Below are 17,593 nucleotides of genomic sequence, written 5' to 3'. Positions count from 1 at the left end.
CCTAGCTGGTGCGGCTGCTTTCGACCCAATGCGGACGCGAAGGATGCCAGCGCCAGAGGGCGAAGCCTCCGTCGGATCAATCGTAATCTCGCGGCGCTTGCTGTCGAGCAACGCGACGTCCTAACGTCATGCAAGCGTCGTGGCCGGGGGACTTCCCATGTATGCCTTCAAGCGCCATTCCAGTGCCATTGCTGTCGCGGCGGCACTCATGCTCAGCGCGGGCTTCCCCGAGGCATCGGCGCAATCCGTTCTGAGCAAGGCGGAGCGAGCCAGCGAGAGCATGGAGCCCGCGCTCAGGCACCCTGATCAGGATGCGCAAGCCCGAGCCAAGCTCGAGGCGCTGCGGGCGCGGATGGGCAAGCAACCCAACATCGTCTGGCTCGTGGTCGACGACATGGGCTATGGCGATCCCGGCGCCTTCGGCGGAGGAGCCGCCATCGGGGCGGCCACACCCAACATGGACCGGCTCGCCCGTGAGGGCCTGAAGTTGACCTCGGCCTACTCGCAACCGACCTGCACGCCGACCCGATCCGCAATTCTGACCGGGCGGTTGCCGGTGAGAACTGGCCTGACCCGGCCGATTCTTGCGGGGGACACCATCACCCGGAACCCGTGGGCGGACGAAATTTCATTGCCCCGGCTGCTTGGCGAGGCCGGTTACAGAACCGTTCTGTCCGGGAAATGGCATGTCGGTGCAGCCCAGGGCATGCGTCCACACGACATCGGCTTCGACGAGTTTTACGGCTTCTATGAAGCCGAGAAGGAGATCAGCCAGGCCGTCGACAAGCGTCGCTATCCTGATCTGGTCTTGAATCCGGAGCGCCTCGCGATGTTGCGCAAGACCGGCGCCAGCGATGCCCTCGTTCACGGCTTCAAGGGCGGCCAGACGACCGACGTCGTAAAGATCGATAGCACCGCTGCAATGGCGGAAGGCGACCGTATGACGAAGGAATTCAGTGTCGCCAAGATCAAGGAACTGGCGGCGGGCAACCAACCCTTCTTTCTCGAACATGCCTTCATGAAGGTGCACGCCGACAACTTCGCCAGCAAGGCGTTCGAGGGGAAAAGTGCCAGCAAGTACCCGTACAAGGACGATGTCGTAGAGGTTGATGCCTATATCGGCGAAATCACCAAGGCGCTCGAGGATGCCGGAGTGCTGGACAACACCTTCATCTTCATCACCTCCGACAATGGACCGCAGTTGGATAGCTGGCCGGATGCCGGGTATACGCCCTTCCGCGGCGCCAAGGCTTCAGCCTGGGAGGGCGGCGTGCGCGTTCCGGGTATCGCTTATTGGAGGGGCATGATCGCCCCGGGCCGGGAGAGCGATGACCTCTTCGACCTCATGGATCTTTTCAACACGTCGGTGCGGCTGGCCGGTCTCGAGAAGAAGATCCCTTCCGATCGCTACATCGACGGCATCGATCAAACATCGTTCCTGCTCGGCGACAAGGGCCGTTCAAACCGCGAAAAGGTCTATATCTGGGCCGAGCGCGATCTGATGGCGATGCGCATGTACGAGTACAAAATCCATGTGAAAGTGGTTCAAGAGCACGCGCAGTGGCTGAACATCGACATGACGACCATCAGCGATGTCGGTCTCGCGCCTTGGCTCTTTAATCTCTACATCGATCCCAAGGAGCAATACCCGGTCGGCCACCGGATGAACGCGTTCCTGGCCTCGATGGCGGCCGAAATGAAGGGGCATGCGGCGACCTTCAAGAAGTATCCACCCAAGAACATCGGGCTCGGGCAATAGAGCCGCCGCCTATCTCGGAAGGCAGGCAGACGGTCTGAACGCTGCGGTTTGCGCATGACGTGTTTCGTCACACCGTCCGGTTCTCGGTCTTCAACCTCTCATCCGACGGTTTACAGCGCTCCTCGCCAAGGCCATCCTGTCCCCAAGGCGACGAAACGCCATCAGGGAGGTGACCATGTGCCGGATTTTCTCGGCCCAGACCGCCGATCGCTATGCCTATCAGACGCGCTCGATCCGCCTGGGCGGGCATGCGACCTCGATCAGGCTCGAAGCCGCCTTCTGGGACATCCTCGAAGAGATCGCGCTGCTGCAGGGCGTTACCCTCGGGCGCTTCCTGAGCAAGCTCCATGACGAGGTGCTGGAGTTCCAGGAGGAGACGATGAACTTCACCTCGCTGCTGCGCTGCGCCTGCCTGACCTATCTCTCCGACGTGCGCGGCCAGGAGGAGGATTGCGAGCGGGTGAGGCGTGATGCGGTGCAGGCTTTCCACACTGCCGCCGAGTAGGGAAGGACTACCTCGCACTCTTTCGAATTGTAGTAGTCCTATACTACCCGCGCGCTCCGGGGCACTCTTAAGCTCTCTCGACCTTAACCGAAGAGGTCGAGAGCCTTGCCTTCAGCGTTCGTCGACCGCGCCCCTATTTGGCGTCGCGCACCTGCCTGCCAACTGGCCGCCATCGCGGTGCTGGGACTTTGCGGCTTTGCCGCCCATGCGCCCCTTTCCGCGCAGGAGATCGATCCGGCCAAGGCCAGGGCGCAGTTCCTGTCGAGCTGCGGCGTCTGCCACACCGCCGAGAAAGGCGGGGCCAATCGCCAGGGCCCGAACCTGCATGACGTCGTCGGCAAGTCGGCGGCGGGACGCACCGATTTCAAGTTCTCGGAAGCGCTGAAGACCTCCAGCCTGGTCTGGGACGAGGCGACGCTCGACCGCTGGATCGAGGATGCGGCGGCGATGCGGCCGGGCACGAGCATGGCCTACCGCCAGCGCGACGCCGAACGGCGCAAGCTCGTCATCGCCTATCTCAAGACCCTGACAGAGCCGAAATAGGAGCCCGCTCTCGTGGCCAAAGCCATTCACATGATGATCCGCGTGCTGGAAGAGCAGCGCTCGCTGGCCTTCTACGAGACGGCCTTCGGACTGACGGTCGCCGACCGCTTCGCCTTCGACGGCTTCACGCTGGTCTATCTGCGCAGTGCCGCGGCCGATTTCGAGGTCGAGCTGACGATCAACCACGATCGCAAGGAGCCCTACGCGCTCGGCGACGGCTATGGCCACGTGGCCTTCGCGGTCGAGGATCTCGACGCCGAGCATGCACGCCTCGTCCAGGCCGGTCTCTCGCCCAATCCGATCAAGGAATTCCAGCGCGACGGCGCGCTGCTTGCCCGCTTCTTCTTCATCCAGGACCCCGACGGCTACAAGATCGAGGTCCTCCAGAAACACGGCCGCTACCGCTAGCGCAGGCACCTAACCGGCGCAGCGGAGAAACGCGCCGGAAAAACGGGAGGACACCATGGCCAGACTGCACGAAGCCGCGCCGGCGGCGACGATGGACCGTCGCCGCTTCATCGCCGGGACAGGCGCCGCCGCGATCGCGATTTCCGGCGGCGCGCTGATCCATGCCGGCGAGGCCTGGGGACTCGAGGTCAAGGCGCTGAAGCCTGAGACCATGCTGACGCTGATCAAGCTGGCGCGCGACATCTACCCGCACGACCGGCTGGCCGACCGCTTCTACGCGGTCGCGATGAAGCCCTATGACGAGAAGGCGGCGAAGGACGCAGCCGCCAGGGCCGATACCGAGCGCAATGTCGCCGAGCTCGATGCGCTCGCCCAGAAGCAGCACAAGCTGCCCTATGCGCAGGTCGGCTGGGAGAGCCAGCGGGTGAACCTGCTGCGCGCCATCCAGAAGGGCAAGTTCTTCCAGGGCGTACGCGGCGGCCTCGTCGTCTCGCTCTACAACCAGTCCGAGATCTGGCCGCTGTTCGGTTACGAGGGCGAGAGCGCCTCCAAGGGCGGCTACATCGCGCGCGGCTTCGGCGACATCACCTGGCTCTGACAACCATAAAATCGGGAGGAGGCAGCCATGGCTGCAACATTCGATCTGAACGACGATACGGTCGTGGTGGTCGTCGGCTCCGGCGCCGGCGGCGGCACGCTCGCGACCGAGCTCGCGCTGAAGGGCATCAAGGTGGTCTGCCTAGAAGCCGGCAAGCGCCACGAGATGGAGGATTTCCTCAACGACGAATGGGGTTCCTTCGCGCAGCTCGCCTGGACCGATATGCGCACGACCTCGGGCTCCTGGCGCGTCGCACGCGACTTCGCCAACCTGCCGGCCTGGATCGTCAAGGCGGTCGGCGGCTCGACCACGCACTGGGCCGGCGCCTCGCTGCGCTTCCAGCCGCATGAGTTCAAGGCGCGCACCACCTATGGCGCACTCAAGGGCGCGAACCTGCTCGATTGGCCGGTCGACCTCGCCGAGATGGCGCCCTGGTACGCCAAGGCCGAGGACCGGATGGGGGTGACGCTGACCAACGGCATCCCCGGCCTGCCCGGCAACAACAACTTCAAGGTGCTGGAGAAGGGGGCGAGGAAGCTCGGCTACAAGCAGGTCCACACCGGCCGGATGGCGATCAACTCCGAGCCTCGCGACGGCCGCGGCGCCTGCCAGCAGATCGGCTTCTGCTTCCAGGGCTGCAAGTCCGGTGCGAAATGGTCGACGCTCTATGCCGAGCTGCCGAAGGGCGAGGCCACCGGCAAGCTCGAGGTCAGGCCGGAATCCTTCGTCCAGAAAATCGAGCACGATGCTTCGGGCAAGGTCACTGGCGTCGTCTATCTCGACGGCAAGGGCGTGCAGCAGCGCCAGAAGGCGCGGATCGTCGCGGTCGCCGGCAACTCGATCGAGAGCCCGCGCCTGCTGCTCAACTCGGCCTCGAACCTGTTCAAGGACGGGCTCGCCAATTCCTCGGGTCAGGTCGGCCGCAACTACATGCGGCACATGACCGGCTCGGTCTATGGTGTCTTCGACAAGCCGGTCAGGATGTGGCGCGGCACGACCATGGCCGGCATCGTCCAGGACGAGGCACATCACGACACCAAGCGCGGCTTCGTCGGCGGCTACGAGCTGGAGACGCTGTCGATCGGCCTGCCGTTCATGGCCGCCTTCCTCGATCCCGGCTCCTGGGGCCGTGAGTTCACCACGGCGCTCGATTCCTATGAGAACATGGCGGGGATGTGGATCGTCGGCGAGGACATGCCGCAGGAGAGCAACCGCATCACCCTCTCCGACAAGAAGGACAAGGGCGGCATGCCGGTCGCCAACGTCCATTTCGACGACCATCCCAACGATCTCGCGATGCGGGCCCACGCCTACAAGCAGGGCGCGGCGATCTACGGCGCTGTCGGGGCGACGCGGACCTTCCCGACGACGCCCTATCCCTCGACCCACAACCTCGGCACCAACCGCATGTCCGAGAAGCCGCGGGACGGCGTCGTCAACAAGTTCGGCCAGAGCCACGACATCAAGAACCTGTTCGTCTCGGACGGCAGCCAGTTCACCAGCGGCGGGGCCGAGAACCCGACCTTGACCATCGTGGCGCTGGCGCTGCGCCAGGCCGACTACATCGAGAAGCAGATGGCACAGAAGGCCGTCTGAGGTCTCGCTCATGTCCGAGGGCGCGGCGGCTGGTTTCGCCGCGCCGCCCGGATGCGATGCCCGGCCATCCTCCCCGGCCGGGCATCGTCATGTCCATTCCGGGCGCAGTGCGGCGCTCTGGCGGTCGGGTGACTGTTGGGGTAAAATCCCAACATGGTTCGCAAGCCAGACAGAGCCCCGACCGAAATAGCCGACGACGTGGTCGAGCGCAGGTTCGTCGCGATGCATCTGCAAAGTATCGAGGACAATCCGCTCGATGCCGAACAGGTCGCCATGTTTGAGATGTTTGAACGAGAAGCGTGGTCGCACGAGCAGCGGTTGAACTACATTCGTGCCCGGGCGTTCGCATTACGAGTTGCCTCCGCGGCGGAATGAGCGACCCGGTCTATTGCTATCCGCCTGACCATGTTGTTCTCAGGAACAAGCTCGATCTGCGCGTTGCCACGCAGCTCGACTACGTCGAGCGCGAATTCGTCACTCAACGGACCGCCCAAGGCATTCCCTCCGGCCAGTTCGATCTCGCCCATCTGCGCGCCATCCATCGTCATCTCTTCCAGGACGTTTATGAATGGGCCGGAGAGCTGCGCACAGTTGAGATCGCCAAGGGCGGCAACCAGTTCCAGTTCCGGCAATACATCAGCACCGGCATGGCCGATGTTCATCGGCGGATCGTCGCGGGCGGCTATCTGAAAAATCTCGCGCCTGGCGACTTTGCGGCTCGCGCCGGCGAGATCATCGGCGACATCAATTATGTCCACCCCTTTCGCGAGGGGAATGGCCGGACGCAGGCGCTCTATCTTGAGCATCTCGCGCGCGAGGCCGGCCATCCGCTCGACCTGCGCCGGATCGTCAGGGATGAATGGATGGCGGCTTCCACGGCGGCACATGCTGGCGAGCATGGCCTGTTCGGCGATTGCATCCGGAGGGCGATCATCGCGCCGTGAACGGGTGGCGGTCCTGCAACGGCGCGCTTGCGCCCTACGCCTTGCGCCCCTAATCAGCCGGCGACGCATTTCGTGACGCGAGGCTCAATCGATGGCGAACCACAAGCTCCTGCTGCTCCCCGGCGACGGCATCGGCCCCGAGGTGATGGGACAGGTCGAGAAGATCGTCTCCTGGTTCGAGAAGCAGGGCCTCGGCTCGTTCTCGCTCGAGCGCGGCCTCGTCGGCGGCATCGCCTACGACACGCACAAGGCGGCGATCTCCGAAGGCGACATGAAGCTCGCCCAGGAGGCCGATGCCGTGCTCTTCGGCGCGGTCGGCGGGCCGAAATGGGCCGATGTGCCCTATCAGCACCGTCCCGAAGCCGGCTTGCTGCGCCTGCGCAAGGATCTCGGTCTGTTCGCCAACCTGCGCCCGGCAATCTGCTATCCGGCGTTGGCCTCAGCCTCGTCGCTGAAGCCCGAAGTGGTCGAGGGGCTCGACATCCTGATCGTGCGCGAGCTGACCGGCGGCGTCTATTTCGGCGAGCCCAAGGAGATCGTCACGCTGGAGGACGGCTCCAAGCGTGGCGTCGACACCCAAATCTACACCACCGGCGAGATCGAGCGCATCTGCGCCGTCGCCTTCGAGCTGGCCCGCACCCGCAACAACAAGGTCTCCTCGGCCGAGAAGCACAACGTCATGAAGACCGGCGTGCTCTGGAAGCAGACGGTCACCGCCCTGCACGCCAAGAGCTACAAGGACGTCGAGCTCGAGCATGTCCTGGCCGACAACTGCGCCATGCAGCTCGTGCGCTGGCCGAAGCAATACGACGTCATCGTCTGCGACAACCTGTTCGGCGACATCCTCTCCGACGTCGCGGCGATGCTGACCGGCTCGCTCGGCATGCTGCCCTCCGCCTCGCTCGGCGCGGAAGACCCGGCTACCGGCAAGCGCAAGGCGCTTTACGAGCCGGTGCACGGTTCGGCGCCCGATATCGCCGGCAAGGGCCTGGCCAATCCGATCGCGATGATCGGCTCCTTCGCCATGGCGCTGCGCTATTCCTTCGGCGCGATCGAGGCGGCCGACCGGCTCGAAGGCGCGATCGCCGACGTGCTCGGCGCCGGCACCCGGACCAAGGACATCGCCGCGCCCGGCGCCAACGCCGTCTCGACCACCGAGATGGGCGACGCCATCGTCAAGGCGCTCGAAGCGCGGGGGTGAGACGTATGTGAAGGGCTCGGGGAACCCTCTCCTGTAAGGAGAGGGCAGGGTGAGGTGTAGGTCCTGCGACCAGTTCCGCGAGCGCTCACGGCGCAGTTCGGTTCAGGCCAACGATTCCTCTCCCGAACACCTCACCCCTACTCCTCTCCTTCCAGGAGAGGGATCCCGCGCCTGCCTTTACCCTCGCACCCCGCCATACTGCGCCTCGTGCAGCCGCCGATAGATGCCCGCTCGCTGCACCAGTTCCTGATGCCTTCCCTGCTCGGCGACACCGCTCTCGTCGATGACGATGATGCGGTCGGCGTCCTGGATCGTCGCGAGCCGGTGCGCGATCACCAGCGTGGTGCGACCCTTCGACAATTCGGCGAGCGAGGCCTGGATGGCGCGCTCGGTCTCGGTATCGAGCGCCGAGGTCGCCTCGTCCAAGATCAGGATCGGCGGGTTCTTCAGGAACATCCGGGCGATGGCGAGGCGCTGCTTCTGCCCGCCCGAGAGCTTGACGCCGCGCTCGCCGATCACCGTGTCGAGGCCATCGGGCAAACGCGCGATCATCTCGTCGAGCCTGGCACGCCTGGCAGCCTCGATGATCTCGTCTTCGCTCGCCGTCAGCTTGCCATAGGCGATGTTCTCGCGAAGCGTGCCGGCGAAGAGGAAGACGTCCTGCTGGACGATGCCGATCTGGCCGCGCAGCGAGGCCAGCGTCATCTGGCGGATGTCGATGCCGTCGATCGTGATGCGCCCGCCCTCGACATCGTAGAAGCGCGGCAAGAGCGAGCAGATCGTCGTCTTGCCGGCTCCTGACGGGCCGACGAAGGCGATGGTCTCGCCGGCGCTGATCGAGAGGTCGATACCCCTGAGGATCGTGCGGTCCGGCGTGTAGCCGAAGCTCACGCTCTCATAGGCGATGTCGCCCTTGAGATCCGAGACGGCGATGGCGCCGGGCAGGTCGGCGATGTCGGGCCGCGTGTCGAGGAATTCGGTGTAGCGCCGAAAGCCGGCGATCCCCTTCGGATAGGTCTCGATCACCGAATTGATCTTCTCGATCGGCCGGAAGAACACCGTCACCAGCAGCAGGAAGCCGACGAAGCCGCCGGCGCTGAGGTCGCCGATCAGCACGTAATAGGCGCCGGCGATCATCACCGCCATCTGCGTCAGCCGCATGCCGAAATAGGAGAGCGAGGTCGAGGCGGCCATCAGCCGGTAGGCGTCGAGCTTGGTCCGCCGATAGCGCTGGTTGTCGACCGCGAACAGGTTGCGCTCGTGCTCCTCGTTGGCGAAGGCCTGGACGACGCGGATGCCGCCGACGTTCTCTTCGATCCGGGCATTGAACGAGCCGACGCTGCCGAACAGCTTCTGCCAGTTTGCCGTCATCCGGCTGCCATAGCGGCTGGTCAACCAGGCGATCAGCGGTACGATCGTCGCGGTGATCAGTGCCAAATGCGGATGCACGCTCAGCATCAGCGCGAAGGCGCCGATGAAGGTCATCACCGCGATGAACAAATCCTCCGGCCCGTGATGGGCGACCTCGCCGATCTCTTCGAGGTCCTTGGTCAGCCGCCCGACGAGATGGCCGGTCTTCTGGTTGTCGAACCAGCCGAAGGAGAGCTTCTGCAGATGGTCGAACGCCTTGCGGCGCATCTCGGTCTCGATGTTGATGCCGAGCATGTGACCCCAATAGGTCACCACCACCATCAAGCCGGCATTGACCAGATAGATCACCAGCAGGCCGAGCGAGGCCAGCACGATCAGGCTCCAGTTCCCGCTTGGCAGCAGCTGGTCGACGAAGAGTTTCACCGCGATGGGAAAGCCGAGCTCGAGCAGCCCTGACGCGACGGCGCAGCCGAAGTCGAGCAGGAACAGGCCGCGATGCGGGCGGTAATAGGCGAAGAAGCGCTTGAGCATGGCGGGCGGGGCTGTAGCACGCGCCGCGATGGGGAGCCATGAGCTGGAGGCGGGGCAGGGGCGGAGCCGGCGCCGGCGGCAGATTTGCCACAGCGGAGCGATTTTGCCGGGTGTGAACGGCTGTTCATTGCCTTGTCGCTCCCTTTGGCCTGAGCCTCGGGCTGCGGTTGGGGCCTGATTTGTTGATGTCGAACGATCTGAAGCTTGCACGGCCGCTGCCGGCGCGTGGCCGGCAGCCGGCGCAGCTATGTCAGTCCGTTTCGATGCTCGCGCTCGGCCTTGCTATGCTAGCCGCGCCCGCGGCTCTCGCCCAGTCGGTGACCGGCACCGGCGACGTCAATCCAGGGATACCCGCGCCGCCGCTGACCAACTGGGACCTCGCCGGCGGGCAACTCTTCGTCGGCGACTTTGGCACGGGAACGCTGACTATCGCAGGCGGCGGAACGGTCAGCAATGGCCGCGCCGATCTCGGCTACAATAACGGCAGCACCGGTACGGTGTCGGTGACCGGTGCCGGCTCGACCTGGACCAATGCCGGCGATCTTTATGTCGGCTATTTCGGCACCGGCGCGCTGACCATCGAGAACGGTGGCACCGTCACCAGCAGTGTCGGGTTCGTCGGCTACGCCGGCACCAACACCGGCACGGCCAGGGTGACCGGCGCCGGCTCGACCTGGACCAATAGTTCCCAGCTCATTGTCGGCAGTTACGGCATCGGGACGCTGATCATCGCGAATGGCGGCAAGGTTTCCAACGCCACTGCTGTTCTCGGCGACGTCTCCATCGCCCGGGGCACGGTGACGGTGACCGGCGCCGGCTCGATTTGGACCAATAGCGGCCAGCTGATCGTCGGCAACTCAGGCGCCGGCACGCTGACGATCGAGAATGGCGGCACGGTCTCGAACACCAATGCCACGATCGGCCGCGAGGCCGGCTCAACCGGCACGGTGACGGTGACGGGCGCCGGCTCGACTTGGACCAATAGCGGCGAGCTCTATGTCGGCGACGCCGGTACCGGCACGCTGACGATCGAGAATGGTGGCAAGGTCTCGAACACCATTATTGCTTCTGTCGGCCGTCAGGCCGGCAGCATCGGTACGGTGACGGTGACGGGCGCCGGCTCGACCTGGACCAACAGCGCCGACTTCCTGGTCGGCCACATGGGCACCGGGACGCTGACCGTCGCGGATGGCGGCATGGTCTCGAACACCATGGGCGCTATCGGCTATCTTGCAAGCGGCACGGTGACGGTGGCCGGCGCGAGCTCGACCTGGACCAATAGCAGCGACCTCTATGTCGGCTATTTCGGCACGGGCACGCTCACCGTCGAGAACGGCGGCAAGGTCTCGAACACCGCTGGCCATATCGGCTTCAGCGCCGGGAGCACCGGCACGGTGACGGTGAGGGGCGCCGGCTCGACCTGGACCAATAGCGGCGAACTCTTTGTCGGCTACTCCGGCACTGGCACGCTGACTATCGAGAACGGCGGCAAGCTCACCGATTCCAACGGCGTGATCGGCTTCAATGCCGGCAGCACCGGCACGGTGAAGGTGACAGGCGCCGGCTCGACCTGGACCAATAGCGGCGAACTCCATGTCGGCGCTTCGGGCACCGGTACGCTGACCATCTCGGATGGCGGCACGGTCACGAGCACCAGTTACGCCTATGTCGGCTCTTCTGCCGGTAGCACGGGCACCGTGACGGTCACTGGCGCCGGCTCGCGCTGGAGCAGTGACGACGCGATCGTCGTCGGTTACGGCGGCACTGGCGCGCTGAGAATCGAGAATGGCGGCACGGTCACCAGCGGCCGCACCTCCATCGGCGCTGGCTTCGGCACCGGCACGGTGACGGTGACCGGCGCGGGCTCGACCTGGAGTAGTTACTTCGGGTTCTCGGTCGGCATTTCAGGCTCCGGGACGCTGATCGTCGAGAATGGTGGTACCGTCACGGGCAGTAATAGCTCTCTCGGCGTAAGTCCCGGCGGCACCGGCACGGTGACGGTGACAGGCGCCGGTTCGACCTGGACCAACAGCGAGGAGCTTTCTGTCGGCTGGGAAGGCACCGGCACGCTGACCGTGAGCAATGGCGGCAAGGTCAGTGCGCTGACGACGACCTTGGCGACCCGCTCGGGCTCCAGCGGCACGCTGAACCTGCTCGGCGACGCCGTGAACGGCCGCGGCGTGCTCGAGACCGGGCAGGTGATCAAGGGCGCCGGCACGGCGACGCTCAACCTCGACGGCGGCATCCTGCGCGCGACGCGCAACGAGGCCGACTACCTCTCCGGCTTCACCGCGCTGACCCTTGGCGCCAATGGCGTGGTCTTCGACAGCAACGGCTACGACATCAGGGCTTCGGCCGCTCTCGGCGGCACGGGCGGGCTGACCAAGCAGGGCGCCGGCACGCTGACGCTGACCGGGAGCAACACCTATAGCGGCGGGACGAGGGTGTCCGGCGGCAAGCTCTCGGTCTCGTCGGACGCCAATCTCGGCGCTGCCTCGGGCGGGCTGACGCTGGATGGCGGCACCTTGATGGTGACAAACAGCTTCTCCTCCGCGCGCACGGTGACACTGGGCAACGCCAGTGGCGGCATCGAGGTCGATAGCGGCTATACCTTGGCGCTGTCCGGCACGATTTCGGGCACGGGCGGGCTGACCAAGAGCGGGGACGGCCAGTTGGTCCTGTCCGGCACCAGCACCTATTCGGGCGCGACCACGATTGCGGCAGGCGAGCTCCTCATCGATGGCGCGCAGGCCATGTCGGCGGCCTCGGGCTACACCGTCGCGGCGGGCGCATCGCTCAATGTGAACGATGGGTTCGGCACGGTCACGGCCGGTTCGATCGCCGGCGCTGGCCAGATCCGGATCGGGCTCGCCTCGACGCTTGAGACGGGCGCGACCAACACCTCGACGACCTTCATCGGCATGATCTACGACGCCGGCGGGCTGCGGAAGGTCGGCACGGGCACGCTGACGCTGACGCAGGAGAACACCTACTCCGGCGGCACCACGATCGCGGGCGGGGCGATCAGCATCTCCAAGGAGTCCAGGCTCGGCGCGACCTCGGGAGCGTTGACGCTGGATGGCGGCGTGCTGCAGGTGACCGACACGCTGCTGCACGAGCTGACCCGCAACATCATTTTCGGCAGCAATGGCGGCGGTTTCGACATCGTCGAGGCCGCCAACACCTTCTCGGTCTCGCAGTCCTTCTCCGGCACGGGCTCGCTCTCGAAGGCCGGTGCCGGCACGCTGGTCCTCAACGGTACGAACAGCTATTCCGGCGCGACCACGGTGTCGGGCGGCACCTTGCAGGCCGGCGTCGCCGGCGCGTTCTCGGCGAACTCGGCTTTCATGGTTGCGAGCGGTGCGCGGCTCGATTTCGCCGGCTTCAATCAGACGATTGGCTCGCTCGCTGGCGCGGGCACGATCACGCTCGGCAGCGCTTCGCTGACCGCCGGCTCGGACAATACGTCGACGAGCTTCTCCGGCACGATTAGCGGCACGGGCGGTGTCACCAAGACCGGCACGGGCACGCTAACGCTGACCGGGACCAACACCTACACCGGTTCGACCAGGGTCTCCAGCGGCAAGCTGGTGGTCAACGGCTCGCTGGCGAGCCGCGTGACGCTCGACGGCGGCACGCTCGGCGGCTCGGGCACCATTGGCGGAGTGACGGCCGGTGCCGGAGCCACCATTGCGCCCGGCAATTCGATCGGCACACTCAACATCACCGGCAATGTCGCCTTCGCGGCGGGCTCGACCTATCAGGTCGAGATCAACGCCGCCGGGCAGAGCGACAGGATCGCCACCTCGGGCACTGCGGCGCTGTCGGGCGGCACGGTCCAGGTCCTGGCCGAGGCCGGCAATTACGCCGCGAGCACCAACTACACCATCCTGACCGCAGCGGGCGGCGTCAGCGGCCGTTTCGCCAGCGTGACCTCGAACCTCGTCTTCCTGACGCCGTCGCTGGCCTATGACAGCAACAATGTAACCCTGACCATGACTCGAACTGCCACGAGCTTCGTGGATGTGGCGGGAACGCGCAATCAGGCCTTGATCGGGTATGCCGCCGAGCGTCTCGGTGTCGGCAACCCAGTCTACAACACGCTGCTTTCGGGCACGGCGGCCGAGGCCCGTGCCGGCTTCGATTCGCTTTCCGGCGAGGCGCATGCGCAGGCGGTCCGCGTGATGATCGACGAGAGCCGGCTGGTGCGCGAGACGATCCTCAGCCATTTGCGCGGGCCGCTGCTGACCGCGCCGGCTAGCCAAGTCGCGGCGAGCTTTTCTGCCGATCTGCCCGGCCGCAAGGGCGCGGTGCCGATGAACGCGCCAGTCCCTCAGCCGCGCTACGCCATCTGGAGCGAGGCTTTTGGCGGAGCAGGCAACACCAACGCGGACGGTAACGCGGCGGGACTGTCGCGCCGCAGCGGCGGCGCCCTGCTCGGGGCGGACATGCTGCTCTATGACGCGCCCGGCTCGTCGCTCAGGGTCGGCGTCGCCGGCGGCTACAGCCAGTCGCGCTTCGATCTCGATGCCAGGCGCTCCTCGGGCAAACTCGATAGCGGTCATGCCGCGCTCTATGCCGGGGCCCGCTTCGGTAATCTCAGGCTCGACGCGGGCCTGGCCTACTCATGGTCCGAGAGCGATATCCGCCGGCAGGTCCAGATCCGTGGCTTCGGCGACAGCTTGCGGCTGCAGCGTCCGGGAGCAGTGGCGCAGGGCTTCGCCGAACTCGGCTATGGCTTTGCCTTCAGCGGCTTTGCGCTCGAGCCCTTCGCACAGCTCGCCTTGATCCGGGTCAGCACGGATGCGGGAACCGAGCAGGGCGGGGCCGCGGCGCTCCGGGTTCTCTCCTCTGAGCAGACGCTGGGCTTCACCACCCTCGGCCTGCGCNCGCCCGCGGCCTGATCGGCTGGCGTCACGGTTTCGGCGAGCTCACCCCGGTGGCGAAGACGGCGTTCGCGCTCGGCACGACGCCAGCCCAGGTCTTCGCCGCGCCGATCGATCGCGAGGCCCTCGTGGCGGAAGCCGGCCTCGACTGGCGCATCTCCTCTTCCACCGCGCTCGGCCTGACCTACTCCGCCGCCATCGGCGAACGCTCACGCGACCACGCCCTCAAAGGCCGCGTCGAGATGCGCTTCTGAAAGGGGCGAAGAGCTCAGCCGCCCAGCCTATACTTCACAAAACCTTCGCCGGCATCGCCGACCGGCTGCGCCTTCAGCGTCTCCGGCTTCTTGCTGACGGCTGCCGGCGAGGTCGGGAAGGTGACGTTGAGGTTGGCCGGCAGGGGCTTCAGCGACCAGTTGTTGTCGGCGGCCGGGTTGATCGTCTTCTTCCCGATGATGAAGCGTACGATCACGTCGCGGTTGAGGTCGGGCGCCTCCAGCACCACCGTCGTCTTGGTGCCGGGGAAATTGCCGCCGCCGGAGGCGCGGTAGTTATTGGTGACGACGATGAACTCGGCTTTTTCGTCCACCGGCTTGCCCTGGTAGGCGAGGTCGACGATGCGGTGCGCGTCGGGAGCCACCAGCTTGCCGTCGCCGTCATAGCGCGAGCCTTGCGTCACATCGATCTGGTAGGTGACGCCGTCGATCACGTCAAAATTGAAGGCCGGGAAGCCGGGGTTGATCAGCGGCTGCTCCTCGGTCTTGGCGACGTCGATATGGTTGAAGATGCCGGCTGAGCGCTCCAGCCATTCTCGCAGCTGGCCGCCGGTGACTTTCACGACCTGCACCGTGTTCGGGTAGAGATAGATATCCGCGACGTTCTTGATCGCGATCGGCCCGGCCGGGATGTCGGTGAAGAAGGCGGGGCCGGCGCGACCGCCCGATTTGAACGGCGCGGCGGCCGAGAGGACGGGCAGGTCCTTGTGCGGCGTCTGCGCCATCAGCGGCTTGGCATAGGCGATCTGCGCTTCCGCCACGATCTGCACGGAAGGGTCGTCGGCGACGAGGGCGAAGTAGCTGTTGATCGGGGCGCTCGTCGTGCCGACCGGCTCGCGCATATAGCTCAGTGTCGCCTCGTGGTCGGCCTTGACGGTGGCGAGCACGGCAGCTTCGACCTCCGCCTTCGGCACGATCTTGCGGTCGGGCGTGCGCTCATAGATCGGCTTGGGATCGACCTTGAAGTCGGCAATGCGCCAGCGCCCGTCGCGTTTCTCAAGCTCCAGGTCGACGATGCCGACATGCGAGCCCCAGAAGCCGGGCTGACAGGCCGGCTTGCCGTGCAGCGAGCCCTTCTTGTTGTCGACGCCGGGAATGCCGTCGAAGGCCTTGCCGCCGGGGAAGACGAGATGCTGGTGGCCGGTCAGGACGACGTCGATGCCGTCGAGCTTGGCGAGGTGCAGCGCCGCATTCTCCTCGCCACCCTTGCGCTCGCCGCCGGCGATGCCGGAATGGCAGAGCGCGATGGTGAGGTCGGGATGGGCCTGCGCGATCTCCGGCAGATACTTTTGCGCGGCCTCCACGATGTCGGTCGCGGTCACCTTCCGGTCGAGATTGCCCTTGTCCCATTGCATGATCTGCGGCGGCACGAAGCCGATCACCGCGATGTTGAGGACGTGCTTCGTACCGGCCTCGTCCTCGAAGCTCTGCTCGAAGATGCGCCAGGGCTCGACCAGCGTGCCACCGCCGACACGGTCGACATTGGCGCAGATGATCGGGAATTCGGCGCGGGCGAGGCCGTGCTCGAGGAAGTCGAGCCCGTAATTGAACTCGTGATTGCCGAGCGTGCCGCATTGATAGGGCAGGGCGTTCATCGCGGCGATCATCGGATGGGTCTCGCCGGCCTTCAGCCACTTCTTGTAGGCGACGAAATCGCCGAGCGAGGAGCCCTGCAGGAAGTCGCCATTGTCGAAGAGCAGGCTGTTCTTCGTTTCCGCCTGCGCCGCCTTGATCAGGTTCGCCGTCTTGGCGAGGCCGACCGTGTCGTCGGGCGCGTCGCGGAAATAATCGTAAGGCACGACATTGACGTGGAGATCGCTGGTCTCCAGCAGCCGCAGCTTGAGCTTGGCCGGAGCCTGCGCCGCGAGCGGGGTGGAAAACGCGCCGGCCGCGGCGATGGCGGCCCCGGCCTTGAGCGTGTCGCGGCGGCTGAAACGGGGGGCGCGGTCCATCGTCGGCTCCTGAGGCGAGGTGCTGCGACAGACGCTAGCACCATGGCAGGACCGTGACACGGGGGAAGATGACGCGCGACGTCATGCTCGGGCTTGACCCGAGCATCTCATGACGCGAGGCGCCTTATCCTGCGCGAGATTCTCGGGTCTGCGCTTCGCTCCGCTCGAGAATGACGGTTGGCGCTTACCGGCTGACGCCCTCCATCCGCACCCGCCCGTCGGCGCCTTCGGTCCAGGCGGCGATGGCGCCGTCTTCCAGCCGCTTCGCCTTCACCTGGAAAGCCTCGCCCGCGATCAGCGGCGCGAGCCCGCGATAGTCGAGCCGGATCGGCTTGCCACCCGACAGCGTCGCGATGATGTTCATGATCAGGGTCGCCTGGATCGGCCCGTGCACGACGAGCCCATCATAGCCCTCGACGCCTGTGACATAAGGCTGATCGTAATGGATGCGGTGGCTGTTGAAGGTGATCGCCGAATAGCGGAACAGCAGCACCGGCGAGGCCTCGACCGTCCAGGTCAGGTCGGCCGCCCGCGGCTCTGCCGGGGCGGTGGCGGGCGGCGGCTCGGCGCCCGGCTTCGCCGCCTCGCGATAGACGATGTTGTGGCGCTCGCGCAGCGCGACGCCGCGCTCAGTCACCAGTTCATGGTCGACCGCGACGAAGCAGAGCGGGCCGGTGCGGCCTTCCTTCCAGGTGACGTCGCCTATGGTCGAGCGGCGCGTAACCTCGTCGCCGGTTCGTAAAGGAGCGATCGTCTCGATCCGCCCGCCGGCCCACATCCGCCGCGGCAGCGCAACCGGGGGCAGGAATTCGCCCTTGGCGGCATGCCCATCCTGGCCGAGCGCGGCCATCGGCGAGATCGGCGGGGCGAGACACCAGTGCAGAGCGAGCGGCGCCTCGCCTTGCTGGTATGGCGCCAGGTGAGGGGAGAATGTCGCCTCATAGCTGGCGACGAGCCGCGGCGTGATCAGGTCGGAGGCCGCTTCGCTCTTGCCGATCCAGGATTTCAGTTGGTCGATGTTCATCGG

The 17,593-nt window shown here is 65.8% G+C and carries 13 protein-coding genes and 1 pseudogene; 11 read left to right on the top strand and 3 right to left on the bottom strand.

Annotation, left to right across the window (positions count from 1 at the left end):
- The first annotated feature begins 157 nt into the window (after positions 1-157).
- From ASE66_RS00665 to leuB, 9 genes are all read left to right on the top strand, one after another.
- Complete coding sequence (locus tag ASE66_RS00665; RefSeq protein WP_082613119.1) at positions 158-1,759, top strand: arylsulfatase; 1,602 nt, start codon at positions 158-160, stop codon at positions 1,757-1,759.
- Between the two features lie 175 nt (positions 1,760-1,934).
- Complete coding sequence (locus ASE66_RS00660) at positions 1,935-2,264, top strand: ribbon-helix-helix domain-containing protein (RefSeq protein WP_057187651.1); 330 nt, start codon at positions 1,935-1,937, stop codon at positions 2,262-2,264.
- A gap of 105 nt (positions 2,265-2,369) precedes the next feature.
- The gene (locus ASE66_RS00655) at positions 2,370-2,807 is read left to right on the top strand and encodes a c-type cytochrome (RefSeq protein ID WP_057187650.1); all 438 of its coding nucleotides are present in this window, start codon (positions 2,370-2,372) and stop codon (positions 2,805-2,807) included.
- 12 nt (positions 2,808-2,819) lie between these two features.
- Positions 2,820-3,215, top strand: a complete 396-nt coding sequence (locus tag ASE66_RS00650) for a VOC family protein (protein WP_057187649.1) — start codon at positions 2,820-2,822, stop codon at positions 3,213-3,215.
- A 55-nt stretch (positions 3,216-3,270) separates the two neighbouring features.
- Complete coding sequence (locus tag ASE66_RS00645; RefSeq protein ID WP_057187648.1) at positions 3,271-3,813, top strand: twin-arginine translocation pathway signal; 543 nt, start codon at positions 3,271-3,273, stop codon at positions 3,811-3,813.
- A gap of 27 nt (positions 3,814-3,840) precedes the next feature.
- On the top strand, positions 3,841-5,409 hold the full coding sequence (locus tag ASE66_RS00640) for a GMC family oxidoreductase (RefSeq protein WP_057187647.1): 1,569 nt from the start codon (positions 3,841-3,843) through the stop codon (positions 5,407-5,409).
- A 153-nt stretch (positions 5,410-5,562) separates the two neighbouring features.
- Positions 5,563-5,784: a hypothetical protein gene (locus tag ASE66_RS00635; protein ID WP_057187646.1), complete on the top strand. Its 222-nt coding sequence runs from the start codon at positions 5,563-5,565 to the stop codon at positions 5,782-5,784.
- Positions 5,781-6,353, top strand: coding sequence for a Fic/DOC family protein (locus tag ASE66_RS00630; RefSeq protein WP_057187645.1), 573 nt, complete (start codon positions 5,781-5,783; stop codon positions 6,351-6,353). Before ASE66_RS00635 ends, ASE66_RS00630 begins: the two co-directional genes overlap by 4 nt.
- A 91-nt stretch (positions 6,354-6,444) precedes the next feature.
- Entirely contained in the window at positions 6,445-7,554 is a 1,110-nt protein-coding gene (gene leuB / locus ASE66_RS00625; RefSeq protein WP_057187644.1) for a 3-isopropylmalate dehydrogenase, read from the top strand.
- A gap of 177 nt (positions 7,555-7,731) precedes the next feature.
- Here leuB and ASE66_RS00620 read toward each other — a convergent pair whose 3' ends face one another.
- Complete coding sequence (locus ASE66_RS00620) at positions 7,732-9,456, bottom strand: ABC transporter ATP-binding protein (protein WP_057187643.1); 1,725 nt, start codon at positions 9,454-9,456, stop codon at positions 7,732-7,734.
- A 185-nt stretch (positions 9,457-9,641) separates the two neighbouring features.
- Between ASE66_RS00620 and ASE66_RS33890 the strand changes: the two are divergent.
- Positions 9,642-14,345 (top strand): annotated as a pseudogene (locus ASE66_RS33890) (autotransporter domain-containing protein); the annotation flags it as partial.
- Between the two features lie 11 nt (positions 14,346-14,356).
- On the top strand, positions 14,357-14,596 hold the full coding sequence (locus ASE66_RS33885; protein ID WP_156411972.1) for an autotransporter domain-containing protein: 240 nt from the start codon (positions 14,357-14,359) through the stop codon (positions 14,594-14,596).
- Positions 14,597-14,610: 14 nt separating this feature from the next.
- Here the strand turns inward: ASE66_RS33885 and ASE66_RS00605 are convergent, their stop codons facing one another.
- Both ASE66_RS00605 and ASE66_RS00600 read right to left on the bottom strand, forming a co-directional pair.
- Positions 14,611-16,566, bottom strand: coding sequence for a bifunctional 2',3'-cyclic-nucleotide 2'-phosphodiesterase/3'-nucleotidase (locus ASE66_RS00605; RefSeq protein WP_057187640.1), 1,956 nt, complete (start codon positions 16,564-16,566; stop codon positions 14,611-14,613).
- Positions 16,567-16,750: 184 nt separating this feature from the next.
- Positions 16,751-17,590, bottom strand: coding sequence for a MaoC family dehydratase N-terminal domain-containing protein (locus tag ASE66_RS00600; protein ID WP_057187639.1), 840 nt, complete (start codon positions 17,588-17,590; stop codon positions 16,751-16,753).
- Positions 17,591-17,593: the final 3 nt, after the last annotated feature.

The organism is Allobosea sp. Root483D1 (assembly GCF_001429505.1).
Taxonomy (GTDB): domain Bacteria; phylum Pseudomonadota; class Alphaproteobacteria; order Rhizobiales; family Beijerinckiaceae; genus Allobosea.
Note: the sequence above shows the minus strand (reverse complement) of the source record. Positions and strands in the feature narration are given on the sequence as shown.

Excerpts from the sequence above, each read along its gene's own strand:
- ASE66_RS00620 (WP_057187643.1), bottom strand. The coding sequence starts at position 9,456 with ATGCTCAAGCGCTTCTTCGCCTATTACCGCCCGCATCGCGGCCTGTTC.
- leuB (WP_057187644.1), top strand. The coding sequence starts at position 6,445 with ATGGCGAACCACAAGCTCCTGCTGCTCCCCGGCGACGGCATCGGCCCC.
- ASE66_RS00635 (WP_057187646.1), top strand. The coding sequence starts at position 5,563 with ATGGTTCGCAAGCCAGACAGAGCCCCGACCGAAATAGCCGACGACGTG.
- ASE66_RS00605 (WP_057187640.1), bottom strand. The coding sequence starts at position 16,566 with ATGGACCGCGCCCCCCGTTTCAGCCGCCGCGACACGCTCAAGGCCGGG.
- ASE66_RS00600 (WP_057187639.1), bottom strand. The coding sequence starts at position 17,590 with ATGAACATCGACCAACTGAAATCCTGGATCGGCAAGAGCGAAGCGGCC.
- ASE66_RS00665 (WP_082613119.1), top strand. The coding sequence starts at position 158 with ATGTATGCCTTCAAGCGCCATTCCAGTGCCATTGCTGTCGCGGCGGCA.
- ASE66_RS00660 (WP_057187651.1), top strand. The coding sequence starts at position 1,935 with ATGTGCCGGATTTTCTCGGCCCAGACCGCCGATCGCTATGCCTATCAG.
- ASE66_RS00630 (WP_057187645.1), top strand. The coding sequence starts at position 5,781 with ATGAGCGACCCGGTCTATTGCTATCCGCCTGACCATGTTGTTCTCAGG.
- ASE66_RS00640 (WP_057187647.1), top strand. The coding sequence starts at position 3,841 with ATGGCTGCAACATTCGATCTGAACGACGATACGGTCGTGGTGGTCGTC.
- ASE66_RS00645 (WP_057187648.1), top strand. The coding sequence starts at position 3,271 with ATGGCCAGACTGCACGAAGCCGCGCCGGCGGCGACGATGGACCGTCGC.